The organism is Floridaenema aerugineum BLCC-F46, from assembly GCF_041929345.1.
Taxonomy (GTDB): Bacteria; Cyanobacteriota; Cyanobacteriia; order Cyanobacteriales; family Aerosakkonemataceae; genus Floridanema; species Floridanema aerugineum.
The window spans coordinates 1-19,571 of record NZ_JBHFNQ010000023.1 but is presented as its reverse complement, the minus strand read 5'-3'; the positions used below and the strand labels follow the sequence as shown (position 1 = coordinate 19,571).

Here is a 19,571-nt window from a genome sequence, read left to right as displayed (position 1 = left end):
GTTTTTCAGACCTTTTGGCGCTTTCATCCTTGCCAATTTCTGCGGAAATTGTAGGGACACGGCATGAAAGAGATAACGTAGGAATTGCAAATATTAATGATGCCGTGTCCCTACCCCCACCAACAGACTTTTTCAGCAAGCTCTAAGTATTTAGTCATATAACAGAGGACTTTAGCTATAAGAAAAGCGAATTGATAAGGCAGGCGGGCTTTGAGACTCGTGCAAGATCTGAAACAAGAAAAAATCGGAAGATTGCCAGGAGAAATTATGAACACCGATACAGCGTTATGGAAAGCAATTTCTAATATGCCAGATGCTCTCAAAACTGAACTTTTGCATTATGCAGAATATTTGCTAGAAAAGTATCCAAATATTCCCCAAACCAATAAAGAAACAGAAGAATCTCATGGTTATGGAAGTTGGGCGGGTAAAATTATTATGTCAGATGATTTTGATGCCCCGCTTGAAGAGTTGGAATTATCAGCATTTTCTAACATTATGTTAAGTTAGGTGGAGTTTTTAACCGAATTGGTTGGTGAAAATATTTGAACTCAGCGGAAGTGCGATCGCTCATCAATGAAAGGCTCAAAATGCGATCGCAAACCCTCAACTAAGCAACCAATAAAGGTTTTTGAGGAAGCATTCTCGGTTCTGGTAATGGTTGATTTTCTTCCAGAAGCATTTCCACAAAAGTCTCAATTACTTCCTGACCATTTTTAGCAGCTTCTTCATAAGTTCTACCATGAGTATGAAACTGCTGCCAGGGAAATTCCGGCAAATGAACCAAGAAAAGTTGATCCTCTTGTGACCATTGAATTACCATACTGTAGTGATAGCTCATTCTTCACCTTCCTGGTTTTCATTCCGATGATTCAAGTTAACTATGAGAACTAAATAGTTTCAATTCATTTACTTTCAGTCCATTTTAATGGACTCGAAGCTCTTAGCCTGCGAATTGATTCGCAGGCGGGCTAAAACGGCAGATACAAAATTTTAGTAAATCAAGATCAACAGTTAAAATTCAAAAGGCAAAAGAAGTGATGTTTACTCCTTTTGCCTTTTGAATTTCCAATTACCTCAAAAGTAAAAATCAGCCAGTTTTAGGAAAGTGTTCAATTTGAGCATAACCACTGAAAAGTAATTTTTTCCCTTGAGTTTCTAAACGGTTAATTCTCATGGTTACGCCATCGAGGTCGAAGCGATCGAGATCGACCATGTTATTTAACACCTCAGTCAAAGCATAAGCCAAAGATTGAGAAACTTCGCGGAGAGATTCGGGGACAGCTTCAGCTTGAAAAACAGGGTTTTGGAAAGCAATGCGACGACGACGTTCTACGGCTAAAGTCATCAGCATGACAATGGGTACAGTGCCATGATTGGGAAGGTCAGCTTTGGCAAATAGACGAATCCGGTTGCCATTTTCTAGTTGGATCTGCACTTCGTTGAAGGAAACTGGTTGACCACCGGATAATTCGTTTAAAGAGTCGGAGGAGAGATTTTTCAGGCGTTTTGTAACCAATTCGGCGCGGAAAGCATCGTTGATGCCAGCTTCGGAGAGGGTAACTTGTGCGATCGCCTGCGTCGGCTGTTTCAGAGAAATCTTACCACTCAAAATCGAACTAAAGTCAATGGAGACAGCATCCGTCTCAAAAGACATCTCCTCAACCGGAAATTGTCTGCGGATCACTAAGCCCCGACCACTCATTTTAAAACTGTCGATGCTACCTTGTAACAGTTTGTTAGAAGGAGAACAGCGGACAAATACCTCCACAGACTCGCTCTTACTGAACAAGTGGCGGATGGATTGGCTGGCAACCGTGTTGAGCATTTTTTCGCCCCAGTCAGTGCCAGGATTATTATTAAAACCAGTCAGACCACCTAACATAAAGATTTGTGTCTACAGAGGATCTTCATCCTTTGTAACAAAATATAAAGGACAGAGCAATAATTTTTCGATACTAAGTTGCAATCTCATTCATAAGTAAGGGATTAGGGATTGGGGATTGGGGACTGGGGACTGGGCAAGGGCACAAGGGGACAAGGAGAATTTTTTACCTTTTCCTCCTCTGCCCCTCTGCCCCTCTGCCCCTCTGCCCCTCTGCCCCTCTGCCCCTCTGCCCCTCTGCCCCTCTGCCTCTTCTGGAATAGGTCGATCGCAAAATGTAGAGCAAGTCTGATGCTTTGTCTGCATAGCTGAAATTGACCTAGATATATTGATTTTCGTTGGGGATGTCAGTTTCTAGGAAATTTTTGTCAACCATGGTTGACAAAATTCTGGGTTCAGGTGGGCATCCTTAGCTGAGAAAGGTACGGAAAATTTTTTGTCCCAAACAATCATGTCAAAAGAACTGGCTATTTGTACTCGCGGACTGACTAAGCAATTCGATCGCCACATTGCTGTCAATGATATTGATTTAGAAATCAAGGCGGGGGAAGTTTATGGTTTAATTGGGCCGAATGGGGCGGGGAAAACGACGCTGATCCGAATGTTGGCGGCGGCGGAAGAACCGAGTATTGGAGAAATTTTCATTAATGGCGACAGGTTGTTGCGCGATCAAAGTAATCCAACTTTGAAGCGGCGACTTGGATATCTTCCTGACGATTTCCCGCTTTATGATGATTTGACGGTTTGGGATTATTTGGATTATTTTGCCCGACTTTATCGGTTACATGAACCTCGGCGCAGTCAAAGGTTATATGAAGTTTTGGAATTGGTGCAGCTAACTAATAAGCGTAATAGTCAAATTAACACTTTGTCGCGAGGAATGAAGCAGCGCTTAAGTTTGGCGAGAACTATTATTCATGAACCGATCGTACTGTTGTTAGATGAACCTGTTTCTGGGTTAGATCCGATCGCCAGAATGCAGTTTCGGGAAATCATCAAAACTCTGCAAGAAGCGGGGATGACAATTTTAATTTCTTCCCATGTTCTCAGTGATTTGGCAGAACTTTGTACTTCTGTAGGAATTATGGAGTTGGGTTATTTGGTGGAAAGTACAAGTTTAGCGGAACTTTACCGTCGTCTCAGTCGCCAGCAAATTATCATGTCTACTTTGGGAGAATTAGATCCGCTGTTATCAGAGTTGAAAAACTATCCTTTAGTTGAAGGATATGAAGTTTTATCAGGAACTAATCAAGTCAGGGTTGATTTTGGCGGGAATCCAGAAGATTGTGCTAGGCTGTTGCGATCGCTAGTTAAAGCTGGCATTCCGTTAAATGAATTCCATTGTACCCAAGAAGATTTAGAAACCATCTTCTTAAAAATGGGTCACAAACAAGCTTCTTAAACCTGATTGGTGAAATCCTAACGATCAATATAAAGAGGATGAAAAATGGTAAGTAATTTGGTTAACCAAATCGGTAATTTAAATCCCCAAATGTGGCGAGAAATTAAAGGTCGCCTCAAACCTCGCAATATAGTAATCAGTGTAGCGATTTCCCTGCTCACTCAACTTTTGATTATTCAGTATTTTCTCAGCCGACTTCCCGTTCCACCTCGTTTAGAAGAATACACTTACCAGATTTCCAATACTTACTGTACAGGCAAACGTCCTGGTGGTTATTACTCAGCTTCTCTCTGTCTTCGAGATAGTTTAGGCAACTTTATCATCAGATGGGAACTTTGGAATCAAGATTTATTTGTTTGTTTGAGTTGGGTGGGCATATTTTCCCTATTAGTAGCCGGAACCTATCTACTAATCAATGATTTATCTCAAGAAGAACGGCGGGGAACCTTAAATTTTATTCGTCTCAGTCCCCAATCGAATAAAAACATTTTAATTGGCAAAATTTTGGGCGTGCCAATTTTGCTTTATCTCGTCATATTGTTGGTAGTTCCCTTGCATTTTTGGACGGGATTATCAGCCCAAATTCCGCCGGGTCAAATTTTAGGTTTTGACTGTGCTGTTATTGCTTGTTGCATTTTATTTTATAGTACAGCATTACTCTATTCTTTAGTAAGCAATTGGTTAGGAGGTTTTCAATCTTGGTTAGGTAGTGGAGTAGTTTTAGGTTTTGTTTGGCTGAATTACTTGCTTACTTATTCTCCCTTCAATAGCCCGCTTTCTTGGCTAAGATTGCTCACGCCATTTGATTTAATTCCCAATTTCTTGGATAGCTCTTTTTATAAAGATCACTACAACCACTTAACTCTAGTAGACCTGCAATGGTATAACTTACCAATTGGTGAAAATTGGGCGATTCTAGTTTCGTTCTCTTTGCTGAACTTTGCCCTGTGGAGTTATTGGATTTGGCAAGGTTTAAATCGCTGCTTTCGTAACCCAATTACAACTATCTTCAGTAAGGGTCAAAGTTATTTATTAACAGCTTGTTTTCAGGTTTCCTTAATCGGATTTACCGTACCTGGATATACCTACGAGCATCTTTCAGCAAAAGACTGGCTGTTTCAACACTTCATGTTTTTATGTGCCTTAAACTTTCTACTGTTTTTGGTTTTAATTGGCATTCTTTCCCCTCATCGTCAAGTGTTACATGATTGGGCGCGTTACCGACATCAAAACCAGGGTAAGTCCCTAATTAAAGATTTGATGTTTGGAGAAAAAAGCCCTGCATTAGTCGCAATAGGAATTAATTTGGGAATTGCGATCGCACTAATCAGCATCTGGAGTTTAACTTCAAGGGCAAAATTTGAGTATCAATTTGCTACCTTAGTCAGTTTAGGTTTCGCATTTACTTTAATGATGCTCTATGCTGTACTCACTCAATTACTGTTGTTTGTTCGGATTAAAAATAACATAATTTGGGCAATGGGTGCCTTAAGCGCTGCCATTTTTCTGCCCCTAATTGGGTTAGCAGTATTCCAAATTACTCCCGAAAAAGAGTTGGGATTTCTCTGGTACTTTTCCGTATTAGCACCTATAGGAACTTACTGGGAAGAAACATCTGCGATCGGAATTTTTGTAGCAGCTTTAGGACAGCTAACTGTAGTGGGAATATTGACCGCACAATTAACCAAAAAACTCCGACTCGCTGGCGAATCTACAACTAAAGCTTTATTGCAGGAACGACGGGCTTTACCCTCAACAAACCTGTAAAAAAATCAATGGTTTAGGACTTACGCACTGGCACTATATATGGAGAAATGGTGCGTTACACTGGCGTTAACGCACCCTACGGATAGAGGTTTTGCGTAAGTCCTGTGGTTATTGGTGGGAAAATTTCTCCCAATAACCACTTACAAATGACGAATGACAAATGACAAATGACAAATGACAAATGACAAATGACAAAATATAAATTTCGAGGAAAGATGATGAAATTAAATTGGTTAGACAGAATAGGTGATGTGAATCCTCAAATGTGGCGGGAAATTAAAGGACGCTGCAAACCACGCAATTTAATTATTGCCACTAGCATCTCTCTTTTGGGGCAATTCTTAATATTAATGATGGCTATGGGAGGTTTGCCTACGGACGATCGCTATCTGAGTCCAGACGGCAAAGTTTTCCACAGATATTGCACAGGAGTTTATCAAGAATGTTTGCCAGATGGTAGGGGAAATTTTGTCATTAACTGGCAACTTTGGTGGATAGAAATATTTCAAATTCTAAGTGTAATTGGCATTTTTGTCCTGTTAGTTGCAGGTACGTATATGCTAATTAACGATTTAGCTAAGGAAGAAAAAACCGGAACTCTGAATTTTATTCGCCTCAGTCCGCGAACTAGCCAAAGCATTTTATTAGGTAAAATTCTCGGTGTTCCTTTTTTACTTTATCTGTTCGCTATTTTGGCTTTACCTTTGCATTTTTGGGCGGGAATTTCCGCTGGCATTCCTTTGATGGGAATTCTGTTTTATTGGGCGGCTATTGTTGGCAGTTGCTTTTTATTTTTCAGCGCCAGTTTGCTATTTGGCTTGTTTAGTTCGGGGTTTAGTGGATTTCAACCTTGGTTAGGTAGCGGTTTAGTTTTAATGTTTCTCTGGATAACTTGCGCTATACCAATAACCATCACTCCCACAGATTGGATAATTATATTCTCTCCTTTTAGAGCTTTGCTTTATGTGGTAGATGCAAGTCCGGTAGATAATAGCTTTTCTTTTTCCTATCTTAATTTAGATAGTTGGCAATGGTTTTACTTACCATTGGGTAGCAATGCTGTGACAGCTATCAGTTTTTTGCTGTTTAATTATGCCTTGTGGAGTTACTGGATTTGGCAAGGTTTGCAGCGTCGTTTCCATAATCCAAGTAAAACAATTCTTAGCAAAGGTCAAAGTTATTTACTGGTAGTTTGTATTGAAGTAATGACTGTGGGTTTTGCACTACAAACGGGTAGATGGTCATCTTCACTAGAAAACAATTTCTATGCTGTGCTAATCTTAAACCAAGTGCTATTCTTGAGTTTAATTGCTGCTTTATCTCCACAGCGACAAGCTTTACAAGATTGGGCAAGATATCGGCAAGAAAGAATCACAAATCCTTGGGGTTTTTGGAGTCGAGATTTAATCAAAGATTTGCTTTGGGCGGAAAAGAGTCCGGCTATTTTGGCAATGGCAATTAATCTGGTTCTGAGTTTTGTAATATTGTCTGTTTGGATTGTTTTAAGTCCTAGTGAACTTAACTCAATGCCGACATTAGCTATTCTGGCAATTACTATGACTTTGACATTAATTTATGCAACTATTCTACAATTAATGTTGCTAAAGCGAGTTAAAAGACAGATGCAATGGGCGGCTGGTGCAATGATCGCTTTAATAGTTTTACCGCCAATTTTTCTGGGTGTTTTATCACTTTCCCCCGATCGAGCTCCTCTGTTTTGGTTATTTACAGCCTTTCCTGCGGCGGCTATGAAAGATGCGTCAGTGGAAAGCTTTTTCGCTGCTTTTGTTTCTCAGTTGGGAATTTTTGCTTTGTTGAATCAACAGTTAAATCGACAGTTGAAACTGGCAGGGGAATCTGCAACTAAGGCTTTACTAAAGTCAATGTAGCTACCCAGATCCCCGACTTCTTTGAGAAGTCGGGGATCTAAGATTTAAGGCTTAATTTTGAGTGCTTTTTTGATTAATTCGGGGACTTGGGAGGGGCGATCGGCAATGGGAACTTTTGCTTGTCTAAAACTAGCAATAATATTTTCGGTACTCTCTGGATCTGTGCCTAAAATGGGCAGGGAAACTATTAAGTCGCTGGCGTGAAGTTGGCGTTTGCGCGGTGGGCCTAAACGTCCGGCGATGTAGGCAATTACGGGTTTTTCAATTTTTTCTTTAATGTATTGGGCGGCTGTTTCTGGAATGCCATCATCTATTTGACTGACTAAGGCGATCGCTTTTGTATTTTTATCTTCATTCAAAATTTTTAACCATTCCCATAAAGAAGAACCGATGATACTATCGCTACCAATACTGACGCAAATTGATTGACCTAATCCGGCTGTTGTCAGTTCTAATGCCACTTCCGAAGTTAGCGTACCACTGCGGCTAATAATTCCCACTGAACCATGAGTGTAAAATTCTACGGGATAAGTTCCCAATAAGATTTTGTCTGGGACTATGATGCCCAGAGAATTTGACCCAACAACTAAGGTATTTGTCGCTTCCGCTTTTCGCAGCAGAGAAACCATATCCAGGGGGGGAACTCCTTGAGTAATGATGATAATTTGATGAATATCAGCTGCGATCGCTTCGAGTGCAGCATCTAAAGCTAAATAAGGCGGGACAAAGACGATCGTAGTATCGATCGCGCCTACTTCTGAGACAGCTTGTTCTACCAAGTCAAAAATCGGAATTCCATCTAATGCTTGTCCCCCATCTCCGGGGCTAACTCCAGCCACTACATTAGTACCATAAGCTTTCATCCGAACAGCATGGACAGCAGCGAGTGGTTCGTTGATACCTTGAATTAATACTTTATCGTCTGGGCTGAGTTTCATAATCAGAAGTTTAGCACCCTAAAAGTGCTGGGGCATCAATGCGCCTTATCATAACTTCTACAGTTTAACAGTTAGTTATTAACGAATTATATTGGGCTATTTGATCGTATCGGGCTGCTGTATCATTTGGCTGCATCTGCTTACCGGATGACTTTTTGTTTCTCGTGACTAGGTTCAACCTAGTCACGAGGTGAAAGGAGGTTCTACCTCCTTACAGGAAGCAAGATCGCACTTAAAGCTGTTTCACCTCAGAAACCAACTTCGCCACCATATCTTTCGCACTTCCAAAAAGCATCATTGTTTTATCTTTGTAAAACAATTCATTTTCCACGCCAGCGAAACCAGTGCTCATTCCGCGCTTAATGACGATCGTATGTTTTGCGCGATCGACATCTAAAATCGGCATACCATAAATTGGACTAGCACTATCATGACGCGCCGCTGGGTTCACCACATCATTCGCCCCAATAACCAAAGCGACATCAGTTTGGTCAAACTGAGGATTAATATCATCCATATCGTACAGTTGAGGATAAGGCACATTCGCCTCTGCCAACAACACATTCATGTGCCCCGGCATTCTTCCCGCAACTGGGTGAATAGCATATTTTACTTCCACACCCAATCTATCTAATTGATCTGCCAATTCCCGAACAGCGTGTTGTGCTTGCGCCACCGCCATTCCATAACCAGGAATAATTACCACAGAACGCGCATAACCCAACATCATCGCGCCTTCTTCTGCATCGATGCTGTGGACAGTTTGATCGGTTGCGCCACCTGCGCCGCCTGCGACTGCACCGCCACCAGTACCAAAAGCACTAAACAGAACATTTGCCAAGGAACGGTTCATCGCCTTACACATAATTTCGGTGAGGATCAAACCAGAAGCGCCCACCAAAGCACCAGCGATGATTAACATATTGTTCATCACCACGAAACCAGCAGCAGCAGCAGCTAAACCAGAGAACGAGTTCAACAGCGAAATTACTACTGGCATATCGCCACCACCAATGGGGATAACGAACATTACCCCTAAAATCAGAGAAATTACCACAATTCCCAAGAATACAGGTAAATTCCCCGGATCGAGAATCAAAAAAGCGCTACCAACGACATAACCGATTAAAAGTGAAGCGTTAAACGGTTGTTGTAAGGGAAAAGTGATCGGAGAACCACTCATAATCCCTTGCAGTTTAGCAAAGGCGATAAAACTACCTGTGAAAGTGACACCGCCAATTAACACATCTAGCAACATGGAAATATTAGAATCCAAAGGCATCGGTTCGCCAGTGCCCAAAAGTCGCCAAAACTCACCAACGGCGACGAGTGCGGAAGCTGCGCCGCCTAAACCGTTCAATAAACCAACCATTTGGGGCATTTCCGTCATTGCTACTTTATAGGCAACAACGGCACCGATAACGCTACCAATGGCGATCGCTAACAAAATCATTTCATAGTTGAGCACTTGGCGATCGAGCAAAGTCGCTACAATAGCCAAAAACATCCCCACCGCAGCCCAAACATTACCCACACGGGCGGTTGCTGGAGATCCCAACTTTTTCAAACCCAAAATAAACAGAGATGCTGCTACTAAATAAGTCAGCTGAATTCCAGTCGGCAAAAAGTCAGTCATATTCATTCTTTCTTCTTACTTTCAGTAACTATGGAAATCGTGAGAAATTCTCTTTCTTCTTCTCTTCCTTCGCGCTCTTCGCGTCTTTGCGGTTCAATAAAAAACCTCTAGCAAAAACAGATAACCCCATCTGTGTTCATCTGCGGTTAAAAAATTCACCTTTCGCCATTTGCCAGAAGCCTAATAAACCGAACTACGCCTTAGCTTCCTTCTTCTTAAACATTTGCAGCATTCTGTCTGTCACCAAAAAGCCGCCCACAACGTTAACCGTTGCGAATATCACAGCAATTAAACCCAAAATTACTGTCAAACTAGTATTACGTTCGCCAGAAACTACGATCGCACCCAGTACAGCAATTCCCGAAATTGCATTTGAACCAGACATCAAAGGCGTGTGTAGAGTTGGCGGCACTTTGTTAATCACTTCAAACCCAGTAAAAGAGGCAAGAACAAACACAAACAAAGCCGCTAATAATGCTTCTGTCATCGATTTAAAACTCCTTTTCTTGGTCATTAGTTATTAGTCATTGGTCATTTGTCATTCCAGATTTCATTCAAATGACCAATGACCGTTGACAATTGACAAACTAATTAAGCGTTTACCCGCAATTGCTCCAATGCTTCTTGCACTTTTTGATTGCGAATTTCCCCTGCGTGAGTAACGCAAGTGTTCTTCACGATATCATCCTCAAAATTGAGGGTAAATTCTCCTTCTTTATTAATCAAATATTGCAACAGAGTGAGAATATTTTTCGCATACATTTGCGAAGAGTGAATTGGGGTTGAAGAAGGCAAATTAATGGTGCCAATAATTGTTACACCGTTATAGCGAATATCTCTTCCAGGTTGAGTGCAAGCACAGTTTCCGCCTTGTTCAGCGGCGATATCAACTATTACTGAACCGGGCTTCATTTGGGCTACCATTTCTTCTGTAACGAGTAATGGTGCTTTTTTACCTGGAACTTGGGCGGTGGTGATTACGACATCAGAAAGTTTAACGTGCTCGGCGATCGTTTCTTGAGTTTTCTGTTTAGAAATCTCAGAAATTTCCTTTGCGTAACCGTTGTCTGCCACCGTTTCTTCGTCTAATTTTACTTCTACGAATTTAGCTCCCAAACTTTGCACTTCTTCTTTTACCGCAGGGCGAATGTCAAAAGCTTCGACAACTGCACCGAGTCTTCGGGCGGTGGCGATCGCTTGCAAACCTGCAACTCCTGCGCCGATAATGAATACTTTGGCTGGTGCGATCGTTCCTGCGGCAGTGGTTAACATGGGAAAGAACTTCGGTGAAGCTGCTGCTGCAATCAACGCCGCTTGGTATCCCGCTACAGAAGCTTGGGAAGAAAGCGCATCCATGCTTTGTGCCCTAGTGGTGCGGGGAATTAATTCCATGCTTAAAGTAGTGATGCGGCGTTGCGCTAATTTTTGCGCCAAAGTCGGATTTCCCAAAGGATTCGTAAAACCGACTAAAATTGCACCTTCTCGCAGCATATCCACTTCATGCCGTCCGTCTCTTTCTTGTGGTGGGCTGACTTTTACCAATATGTCAGCTTCGCCCCATAAAGTATAGGGATCGTCGATAATTTTTGCTCCGGCTGCTGCGTAAGCTTCATCTGCAAAAAACGATCGCTCACCAGCACCAGCTTCTACCCACACTTCTAGTCCTTGTTTCACCAACCGAGCTACAGTGTCAGGTATTAGGGCTACACGATTTTCACCCATTTCAATTTCTTTGGCAACTGCTAATTTCATTGAACCTCCTTGCTAGTTTAAGTAATTCTGTGTAGCCAAACTCCCAATTTAGTTCGTGACTACTTTTCCGTTCCAATTTAGTTATTTGGGCATTCTCATGATTCAGTTTGTTGATAGCGCTGCCGCAATTCAATCCAATTCGCCCTGCCAACTCTTCTACTTTTTCATCCTATGTTGATCCCCCTATTTTGGGGCATTCTCTTTAACTTATTTTATAGATTCATCATTTGGCTGAGCGGAAAATACCTATTTTTTACTTATTTCGCCTATTTATCTCTATTTTCTTAATATTCATACAAAATTTATATACAATTAGACACATTTAGAAATATGATTTTCAGCAAATAATGTTACTTTAATTACCGAATTGTCAAAACTGCTATTTGACAAACAAAAGTTAACTAAGATTTGGCTGGACAAATTTTGTAAAAAAGCTTTATTTTTATCCTTTGTAGTCAAGTTTCTGCCTCGCTCCCCTATAATCGAATTGCTTTTCTGGAACCGCTAACATTTAGAAAACATCTTTGATATCGTAAATTGAGTGTAAGTTAAGTTTGGTAACAAACCATTTACTTTGGAGTGATCGGAGAAACTACGGCTATGTCTTTGCAACTTTCCTTTCGACGTACCCTTTCCGCCTTAGCACTCTGCAGTTGCTTACTGACTGGGACTGCTAGCATAGTTTGGGCAAATGGTCTGCCAGGGTTTACCTTATTTGGTGGGCCACCACGCGAAAGTCAACTACCGTTTCGCTTAGACTTTGGCGGCAGAATCAACATTTGGGATCGCTATCGGCTGAAAATTCCTCGCAAAAAGATGAACTTAGCCGTTTCTCAGTTTGCCATTTCTTATCCAGAATATTACAAAGGCACATTTGACACTAAAGACATTGAGGTGAGAGTTAAAGGCAAATCTGTAAAGCTGGATGAAGTCACCTGGGATAAGGAAAACCGGACTATCCAAATTTTCCCTAGAGAACCAGTACCAGCAGGGAATGAAGTCGAGTTGATTCTCTCTAATGTCAGAAATCCTTCTTCTGGGGGAATGTTCTACTTTAATTGCAGTATTATGACTCCGGGAGATGTGCCGTTAATGCGCTACATCGGTACTTGGTTGGTGAGTATTGATTAGGGACAGAAAACTGGTGATAAAATAGGAGATTGTGACTTTTTGAATTATTTTTAGACTCCCAGCTTGGAGAACTCCTAATGACCCAGCGCACGTTACATGGCACTAGCCGTAAGAGAAAAAGAACTTCTGGTTTTCGCGCCCGGATGCGAACCAAGAATGGAAAACTTGTACTCAAAGCCCGTCGGAAGAAAGGTCGTTATCGTTTAGCAGTTTAAAAAAGCTGTGGCTTTGCCAAAAGCACATCGACTGAAAAATCGGCAGGATTTCTCTGCTTTATTCCGTAAGGGGATGCGTTGCAGCACGCCCCATCTTACTTTAAGAGCCTTGCGGCAGTCAGCCAAATCGGAATCCGGGAAGCAGTCGCTTTCGCGATTACCAATGGCTGCTACTGCCGTTGAGGGGAATGATGCAGCGATCGCGCTCTCCAAACTTCCCTCGCTCCTGGGCATTTCCATCAGCCAAAAAGTCAGCAAGCGAGCAGTTGTGCGAAACCGGATTAAAAGGCAGCTAAAAGCGGCTTTTCGGCAATTATTACCCAAAGTTGCTCCCGGTTGGTTACTAGTGATAGTAGTAAAACCATTAGCTACGCAGTGCGATTATCATCAATTTCTGCAAGAATTAGAGCAGTTGTTGGTAGAAGCTGAGGTACTCAATGGGTATTCGTGAAGAAGTTTACTATGAGGGCGGCCCTCATATTGGAGATTTAATTTTAAATATTCTCATAGGACTGACGGTGATTGGTTTACCGTTAACCGTAGGTGCGATCGCTCGTGCCCTGTGGCTACGTTATCGGATTACCGATCGACGCATCTCCGTCACAGGCGGCTTTCGCGGTCAAGATCGCACCGACATCATTTACTCAGAAATCGTCGAAGTGAAAAAAGTTCCGCGTGGCATTGGTCTGTGGGGAGACATGGTAGTAGTTCTCCGAGACGGAAGTCGTTTAGAACTCAGGGCAATTCCTAAATTTCGCGAAATTTACGATTACATTACCGAAAAAGCCAAAATTAAGTCAGTAAAAACTGTAGGGTAGTTAAATCGTTACACAAAGGGAACCGCAGCCGAGAGAAAAACTTTTTTCACCCTCTCCTAATTTCCCTCCAAACCAGCAGACAGTTATCTCTCTGACTGGTTCGCAAGATAGATTAGATAAAGACAATACAGCGCTTGTAGGTAGACTTCATAAGCATGGATTTTGGTGTAAGTTTTCTTTCCAACAACGTAATGCTGCCGATCCTGGATTTCTTCTACGGGATCGTCCCCAGCTATGGGTTGGCTATCGTAGCGCTGACTCTGGTGATTCGTTTTGCGCTCTATCCCTTAAGCGCTAAATCAATTCGCAGTATGCGCCAGACGCGAGTCACCCAACCGCTAATGCAAAAGCGGGTTAAGGAAATTCAGGAACGATACAAAGACGACCCAACAAAGCAACAGGAAGAAATGGGCAAACTCTACAAAGAGTTTGGCAACCCATTGTCAGGTTGCTTACCTGTAGTGGTACAAATGCCTGTGTTATTTGCCTTATTTGCTACCTTGCGTGGTTCACCATTCTCGGATGTAAATTACACCGTGAATGTTCAAGTTCTCCCCAAGGAACAAATCGAGCAAGTTCAAAGACAATCTTTTTCCACTGCACCCCAAAATATTTACTTCGCTGAGAGTTCCCATGCTCCAGTGATCGCCTTATTACCAGGGGGAAATAAACTCGCAGTGGGTGAGAAAAGTCAATTAGAATTTCAAACTCCAGCAGGTAAGCCTTTAGAAGCTTTAGTAGCGGAACATCAAGAAACGAAACTGACTCCGAACTGGAAGGTGACAAAAGGCGAGGAGCGGATCACAATAGATGCCAATGGCAATATAGAAGCCTTACAACCAGGTGATGCCACTATTCAGGGAACTATTCCAGGTTTAGCATCTGATAAAGGATTTCTATTTATCGACGCTTTGGGAAGAGTAGGTGCATTCGATCAAGACGGAGCTATTCACTGGGATATTGTGGGAATGGTGCTGTTTTTTGGTATTAGCTTATATATCAACCAGCTACTCTCAGGACAACAGCCAGGTGCTACCTCTAATCCTCAACAGGATACGGTAAATAAGATTACGCCAGTAATTTTTTCGGGAATGTTTTTGTTCTTCCCATTGCCCGCTGGTGTATTGATGTACATGGTGATTGCTAATATTTTTCAAACTGCTCAGACCTTTATTTTGTCCAGGGAACCATTGCCAGAAAATCTCCAAAAATTAGTGGAAGCTCAAGAAAAAGAAGCGGCTGCTAAGGAAGGTAAGGGAAGAGAGGCACTCCCATTTGAACCAGGTCGTTCTAAGAAAAAAGCCTCGGGTTAGTTTTCATGACAGACACTCGCATACAACGTGGTCAAAAATGGCTGGAAGAACTGCTAAAACTCATGAAAGTTCCAGCTATGGTTAAAGCCCAAAAGGGTGAAGCACAAGCAGAATTAGCAGATCCAGAGGAACCAGAAGAAGCGGCTAGCTACTGGTTAACAATTGATGAAACCCACCTGTCACGGACACAAATTCAAGCATTGATTGGTGAAGAAGGTCATACTTTAGATGCCATTCAATATTTAGTTAATGCCATTCTCAATATGGGTAAAGAGCATGAAGAACAAGCTGCTTACACTGTTGAATTAGATGGCTATCGCGTTCGCCGACAAGCAGAACTTTTGGCTTTGGCTGAGTACGCCATTCAGCAAGTACGCACCAATGGTCAAGAGTTTGAAATGAAATCTCTTTCTGCCGCAGAAAGACGACAAATTCATACGTTTTTAAAAGAGTTCACCGATGTAGAAAGCTATAGTCGGGGTAAAGAACCGGACCGTCGTTTGGTGGTGCGACGGCGTTAAGGAAATTTGGGAATTCAAACTGCAAAATTTCCAAGTTTGAATTCCCTAAATTGAACTAGGATGGAAAAAAAAGGTAACAGACTATGGAAGCAATTTATATTCCCCGTCTGACGAAAGCACCGCAGCAAACAGAAGTAATTGAAGTAGATGAGTTTTTCCCTGATTTGGAAACTTTAACACCAGTCAGAGGCAAAATTAAGGTAGCTCATAAAGGAACTTATTTGGATGTTTCTGCTCAAGCAGAAGCAATTGTTACCTTAACTTGCCATCGTTGTTTGCAACAATACAATCATCGATTGTTGGTGAAAACTTCAGAAATGATTTGGTTAGATGAAGCAGCAGATCGAGATGATGATGTTTTAGAAAAAGAAACGGCTTTAGAAGATTTGGTGGAAAGTTTACCGCCAAATGGTTATTTTTATCCTGATGATTGGTTGTATCAGCAAATGTGTTTGGCTATTCCTCAAAGACAATTGTGTGATAAAAATTGTCAAGGTATTCAATTAGAAAATAGTAGCAGTGCAGGGGGAGGAACGATCGATAGCCGTTGGGCAAGTCTTGAATCTCTTAAGGAAAGACTCAATAATGGTAAATAACTAAATAGGTAATGGCTATGGAAAAAAGGAGTAAAATTTAGATGGCGAAGCTGAAGATTTAGATTAAAATTAAAAGAATTATCTGATTGGTCATCTAAAAGCATAAATTTAAAATCCTAACCAATTATCCATTACCATTTACCAAATCAGCAAAAAATATGAGTTTTAGTGATGAGTTTGAACTGCTGTTACGTGCCCGCTACCCGTTAATTTATATTCCGACTTGCGAAGAAGAGCGAGTGGAAAGTACGATCGCTAACATCGCCAAAAGTCAAGGAAATCGCGGGGTTTATATTTGGGATTTTGTTGATGGTTATCAGGGTAATCCCAATGATGCGGGGTTTGGAAAACGCAATCCTTTACAAGCTTTAGAATTTGTGGAAAAGCTGTCGGCTTCTGCGGCAGCTATTTTTATATTACGGGATTTTCACCGCTTTTTAGAAGATGTGGCTGTGGCGCGAAAATTGAAAAATTTGGCGCGTTTGCTGAAGTCACAACCGAAAAATATTGTAATTTTGTCGCCTCGATTAGCTATTCCTGAAGAGTTGAGCGAAGTGCTAACTGTTTTGGAATTTCAGTTACCAACTGCGCCGGATATTAAAACCGAAGTCGAGCGTTTGTTGGCGGCTACTGGACAATCTTTAGAAGGTCGAGTTTTAGATCAAATTGTGCGCTCTTGTCAAGGACTTTCTTTAGAAAGAATTAGGCGGGTGTTGGCGAGAGCGATCGCAACTCATGGCGAATTACGCCCGGAAGATGTAGATTTGGTATTAGAAGAAAAACGCCAAACGATTCGCCAAACGCAAATTTTAGAGTTCTATCCAGCAACGGAAAATATTTCAGATGTGGGAGGATTGGATAATTTAAAAGAATGGTTATTGCGGCGGGGTGGCGCTTTTTCAGAAAGAGCGAGACAATATGGTTTACCCCATCCGAGAGGTTTATTGTTAGTTGGAATTCAGGGAACGGGTAAATCTTTAATGGCAAAAGCGATCGCACACCATTGGCATTTACCTTTACTCAGATTAGATGTAGGACGCTTGTTTGGTGGATTAGTGGGAGAGTCAGAATCTCGCACTAGACAAATGATTCAATTAGCCGAAGCTTTAGCACCTTGCGTATTATGGATCGACGAAATTGATAAAGCTTTTTCCGGGATGGATGGCAAAGGTGATGCAGGTACGAGTAACCGGGTTTTTGGTACATTTATTACTTGGTTAGCTGAGAAAACTAGCCCGGTTTTTGTGGTAGCGACAGCTAATAATATTCAAACTTTACCAGCGGAAATGCTGCGAAAAGGTAGGTTTGATGAAATCTTTTTTGTGGGTTTACCGACGCAAGAAGAAAGACGGGCGATTTTTGGGGTACATTTAACTCGGCTACGTCCGCATAATTTGAATAATTATGATTTGGATCGTTTAGCTTACGAAACACCTGATTTTTCGGGCGCAGAAATTGAGCAAGCTTTGACAGAAGCGATGCACATTGGCTTTAGTCAAAACCGAGATTTTAACACTGATGATGTTTTAGAAGCGGCTAGTCAAATTGTACCTTTAGCCAGAACTGCTCAAGAACAAATTGAGTTTTTACAAGATTGGGCGGCGGCGGGTAAGGCGCGTTTAGCTTCTAAGCATAGTAGTTTGAGCGATCGGATTAAAAATCAACTCCGATAATATATAGTACGTAGTTGCGCTTTAGCGCTCTTATGCCAGCGCTGAAGCGCAACTACGTACCTAATCTGGATATATACTTGCATTGAGCAAAATAGGCGTGAGTGGGTGATCAGTTATGAGCTTTTCGGGAATCGTTAAATTTTTGATTGGTTTTGTGATTGCTATTGGTTTATTAGCAGGTGCGGGTGTTGCGGGGGCGCTGTATTTTATCACCAAATTAACTGCACCTCCAGAAAGACCTGTATTCGCCAATGAAAGAAATGCTAACAAAGTCCAGCCAGTAGCAGCTAAGACTCAACCAGGAGCGAGTACTCCTACAACGACAGAAGTTAGTAATAGTACGCCAACTAGTGAAACTAGCGAAAAAGCTTTAGAACCTGGAGCATACAGAGGACGGGTAACTTGGTCAAATGGTTTAAGCATTCGCAGTAATCCCCGCCCTGACTCGGAAAGAATTGGTGGTGTAGCTTATAACGAAGTCGTGGTAGTTTTGTCCGAAAGTGATGACAAACGTTGGGTAAAAATTCGCTCGGAAAATGGTAGTAACGAAGGTTGGGTAAGAGCAAGAAATATTAAGCGGGTAGAAGAAGGAGCATCTAATCAGTAGAAACTCAATTGATGTGTTAAGAAAAGTAGCAAAATTTTAAACTTGGTTGCAATATTGAGGCAAAAGCTTAATCAATTTAGCCCTGGATGATAGTTTGGAAAACAGTAAATTGATCTGGTTTCTTTACTAGTTCCTGGGATGAATTTATGTACAACAAAAACTCGAATAAAGATCTCGTAGGTGCTGTGGTGACAGCTGCTTTAGGTGCAGGTATTGTTACCTCTTTCGCAGTCAGTCAGGGACAACATCCCCTGGTAGCGCTACAGATTACCATTTTTGCGGTTTTGGTAGCTTTGCTGTGCGATCGCTTGGGGTTAATTTAATTAAAAAAGCAAACTTTCGGGAAGAAATCCCAGAAATGAAGTTTATAATGGTTTCCAAGCTCGATCTTTGTAGCCATATTGGAAAATTTCTGGGTGCAGTATATCTGCTAAAATTTCTACTGATTCGGCTAATCTTGGCCCCGGACGATTAAAATAAGCATTGCCATCTGTAATGTAAACTCTTCCGGTTTGGACAGCGTGTAAATTTTGCCATTCCGGTCTTTGAGTTAAAGGCATAGCTTCTTGATGAGTGCGGTCTAAATTGAAACCGCAGGGCATGAAAATAATAATGTCTGGATTGGAGTTAATTATTGATTCCCAAGTTAATTGGGGTGAAGGTTGACCGATGACGCAAAAAAGCGGTTCTCCTCCAGCAATTTTTACCATTTCGGGTACCCAATTAGCTGCAACCATTAAGGGGTCTGTCCATTCAATGCAAAGCACTTTGGGGCGGTCTTCTGAAGTTAGAGACTGAGTTTTTTGTTCGCAGATTTTGACTCGCGCTTCTAAGTTTTCGATCGTTGATTCTGGAGATACATTTAGCGCTTTACCTACGGTTTGAATATCTGTCCAAACATCTGCTAAATGTTGCGGTTTTAAGGAAATAATTTGGGGTTGAGAGTTAATCAGTTTAGCGATAGCTTTTTCAACTTCTGCAACGCTAACCGCGCAAACATCGCATTGGTCTTGTGTCAAAATATGAGTAGGTTGTAATTGTTCTAAAGCATCAAGTTTGACTTCATAAATGCTCAATGCTGATTGTAATAATTGGGTAACATCTTGATGAATGACGGCGCTAGGTTTTCCCGAATTAATTCTTGTTTGGGTGCAAACAGGTAAGTTTTGGACTTCGGGGGGGTAGTCGCATTCGTGCGATCGTCCCACCAAAGCATCAGTTAATCCCAAACTAGCCACAATTTCTGTTGCACTGGGAAGTAGAGAAACAATTCTGAGTTGTTCGCTATTATTCATAATTTATCCCCATAGAATTGTAGTTTCTCTCAATTTACCTCTGTCTCTAGAATTGTTAATCCTCCCTACGTTATACCAAAAAAGTACAAGTACGTTGTTGCGCTTCAGCGCTACAATTAGCGCTGAAGCGCAA

General features: G+C 41.7%; 21 protein-coding genes. 14 read left to right on the top strand and 7 right to left on the bottom strand.

The window, feature by feature from the left end; translation table 11 throughout:
- Positions 1–267 precede the first annotated feature (267 nt).
- On the top strand, positions 268–510 hold the full coding sequence (vapB, locus tag ACE1CC_RS02685; RefSeq protein WP_413268929.1) for a type II toxin-antitoxin system VapB family antitoxin: 243 nt from the start codon (positions 268–270) through the stop codon (positions 508–510).
- 100 nt (positions 511–610) lie between these two features.
- Here the strand turns inward: vapB and ACE1CC_RS02680 are convergent, their stop codons facing one another.
- Both ACE1CC_RS02680 and ACE1CC_RS02675 read right to left on the bottom strand, forming a co-directional pair.
- Positions 611–841 (bottom strand): type II toxin-antitoxin system HicB family antitoxin, encoded by a 231-nt coding sequence (locus tag ACE1CC_RS02680; RefSeq protein ID WP_413268928.1) that lies wholly within the window; start codon positions 839–841, stop codon positions 611–613.
- A 249-nt stretch (positions 842–1,090) separates the two neighbouring features.
- Positions 1,091–1,885, bottom strand: coding sequence for an LmeA family phospholipid-binding protein (locus ACE1CC_RS02675; protein ID WP_413268927.1), 795 nt, complete (start codon positions 1,883–1,885; stop codon positions 1,091–1,093).
- Between the two features lie 451 nt (positions 1,886–2,336).
- On the opposite strand from ACE1CC_RS02675, the gene ACE1CC_RS02670 reads away from it, so the two are divergent.
- From ACE1CC_RS02670 to ACE1CC_RS02660, 3 genes are all read left to right on the top strand, one after another.
- Positions 2,337–3,287 (top strand): ABC transporter ATP-binding protein, encoded by a 951-nt coding sequence (locus tag ACE1CC_RS02670; RefSeq protein ID WP_413268926.1) that lies wholly within the window; start codon positions 2,337–2,339, stop codon positions 3,285–3,287.
- Positions 3,288–3,332: 45 nt separating this feature from the next.
- Complete coding sequence (locus tag ACE1CC_RS02665; RefSeq protein ID WP_413268925.1) at positions 3,333–5,054, top strand: ABC transporter permease; 1,722 nt, start codon at positions 3,333–3,335, stop codon at positions 5,052–5,054.
- A gap of 188 nt (positions 5,055–5,242) precedes the next feature.
- Entirely contained in the window at positions 5,243–6,943 is a 1,701-nt protein-coding gene (locus ACE1CC_RS02660; RefSeq protein ID WP_413268924.1) for a hypothetical protein, read from the top strand.
- A 44-nt stretch (positions 6,944–6,987) separates the two neighbouring features.
- Here the strand turns inward: ACE1CC_RS02660 and ACE1CC_RS02655 are convergent, their stop codons facing one another.
- The 4 genes from ACE1CC_RS02655 to ACE1CC_RS02640 form a co-directional block, all read right to left on the bottom strand.
- A complete protein-coding gene (locus ACE1CC_RS02655) occupies positions 6,988–7,881 on the bottom strand; it encodes a succinate--CoA ligase subunit alpha (protein WP_413268923.1) in 894 nt (297 codons plus the stop codon).
- A gap of 232 nt (positions 7,882–8,113) precedes the next feature.
- On the bottom strand, positions 8,114–9,517 hold the full coding sequence (locus tag ACE1CC_RS02650; protein WP_413268931.1) for an NAD(P)(+) transhydrogenase (Re/Si-specific) subunit beta: 1,404 nt from the start codon (positions 9,515–9,517) through the stop codon (positions 8,114–8,116).
- A 193-nt stretch (positions 9,518–9,710) separates the two neighbouring features.
- Positions 9,711–10,004: an NAD(P) transhydrogenase subunit alpha part 2 gene (locus tag ACE1CC_RS02645; protein ID WP_413268930.1), complete on the bottom strand. Its 294-nt coding sequence runs from the start codon at positions 10,002–10,004 to the stop codon at positions 9,711–9,713.
- A 104-nt stretch (positions 10,005–10,108) separates the two neighbouring features.
- The gene (locus tag ACE1CC_RS02640) at positions 10,109–11,269 is read right to left on the bottom strand and encodes a Re/Si-specific NAD(P)(+) transhydrogenase subunit alpha (protein ID WP_413268922.1); all 1,161 of its coding nucleotides are present in this window, start codon (positions 11,267–11,269) and stop codon (positions 10,109–10,111) included.
- Positions 11,270–11,869: 600 nt separating this feature from the next.
- Between ACE1CC_RS02640 and ACE1CC_RS02635 the strand changes: the two genes are divergently transcribed.
- The 10 genes from ACE1CC_RS02635 to ACE1CC_RS02590 all read left to right on the top strand — a co-directional run bounded on the left by ACE1CC_RS02635 (position 11,870) and on the right by ACE1CC_RS02590 (position 18,466).
- Positions 11,870–12,400 carry a DUF2808 domain-containing protein gene (locus ACE1CC_RS02635; RefSeq protein WP_413268921.1) on the top strand — a complete coding sequence of 177 codons (531 nt, stop codon included), beginning with the start codon at positions 11,870–11,872 and terminating at the stop codon, positions 12,398–12,400.
- Positions 12,401–12,477: 77 nt separating this feature from the next.
- Positions 12,478–12,615, top strand: a complete 138-nt coding sequence (gene rpmH, locus ACE1CC_RS02630; RefSeq protein WP_073594336.1) for a 50S ribosomal protein L34 — start codon at positions 12,478–12,480, stop codon at positions 12,613–12,615.
- Positions 12,616–12,622: 7 nt separating this feature from the next.
- The gene (gene rnpA / locus ACE1CC_RS02625; protein ID WP_413268920.1) at positions 12,623–13,066 is read left to right on the top strand and encodes a ribonuclease P protein component; all 444 of its coding nucleotides are present in this window, start codon (positions 12,623–12,625) and stop codon (positions 13,064–13,066) included.
- Entirely contained in the window at positions 13,053–13,433 is a 381-nt protein-coding gene (locus ACE1CC_RS02620; protein ID WP_413268919.1) for a PH domain-containing protein, read from the top strand. The genes rnpA and ACE1CC_RS02620 overlap by 14 nt, the downstream gene beginning before the upstream one ends.
- Positions 13,434–13,588: 155 nt before the next feature.
- Entirely contained in the window at positions 13,589–14,746 is a 1,158-nt protein-coding gene (yidC, locus tag ACE1CC_RS02615; protein ID WP_413268918.1) for a membrane protein insertase YidC, read from the top strand.
- 5 nt (positions 14,747–14,751) lie between these two features.
- Entirely contained in the window at positions 14,752–15,267 is a 516-nt protein-coding gene (locus ACE1CC_RS02610; RefSeq protein ID WP_413268917.1) for a Jag family protein, read from the top strand.
- 83 nt (positions 15,268–15,350) lie between these two features.
- Positions 15,351–15,863 (top strand): YceD family protein, encoded by a 513-nt coding sequence (locus ACE1CC_RS02605; protein WP_413268916.1) that lies wholly within the window; start codon positions 15,351–15,353, stop codon positions 15,861–15,863.
- Between the two features lie 158 nt (positions 15,864–16,021).
- Complete coding sequence (locus ACE1CC_RS02600) at positions 16,022–17,536, top strand: AAA family ATPase (protein WP_413268915.1); 1,515 nt, start codon at positions 16,022–16,024, stop codon at positions 17,534–17,536.
- A 115-nt stretch (positions 17,537–17,651) separates the two neighbouring features.
- Positions 17,652–18,143, top strand: coding sequence for an SH3 domain-containing protein (locus ACE1CC_RS02595; RefSeq protein WP_413268914.1), 492 nt, complete (start codon positions 17,652–17,654; stop codon positions 18,141–18,143).
- A gap of 146 nt (positions 18,144–18,289) precedes the next feature.
- Positions 18,290–18,466 carry a hypothetical protein gene (locus ACE1CC_RS02590; RefSeq protein WP_413267697.1) on the top strand — a complete coding sequence of 59 codons (177 nt, stop codon included), beginning with the start codon at positions 18,290–18,292 and terminating at the stop codon, positions 18,464–18,466.
- Between the two features lie 42 nt (positions 18,467–18,508).
- Here the strand turns inward: ACE1CC_RS02590 and ACE1CC_RS02585 are convergent, their stop codons facing one another.
- Positions 18,509–19,438, bottom strand: coding sequence for a cobalamin-binding protein (locus ACE1CC_RS02585; protein WP_413268913.1), 930 nt, complete (start codon positions 19,436–19,438; stop codon positions 18,509–18,511).
- Positions 19,439–19,571 lie beyond the last annotated feature (133 nt).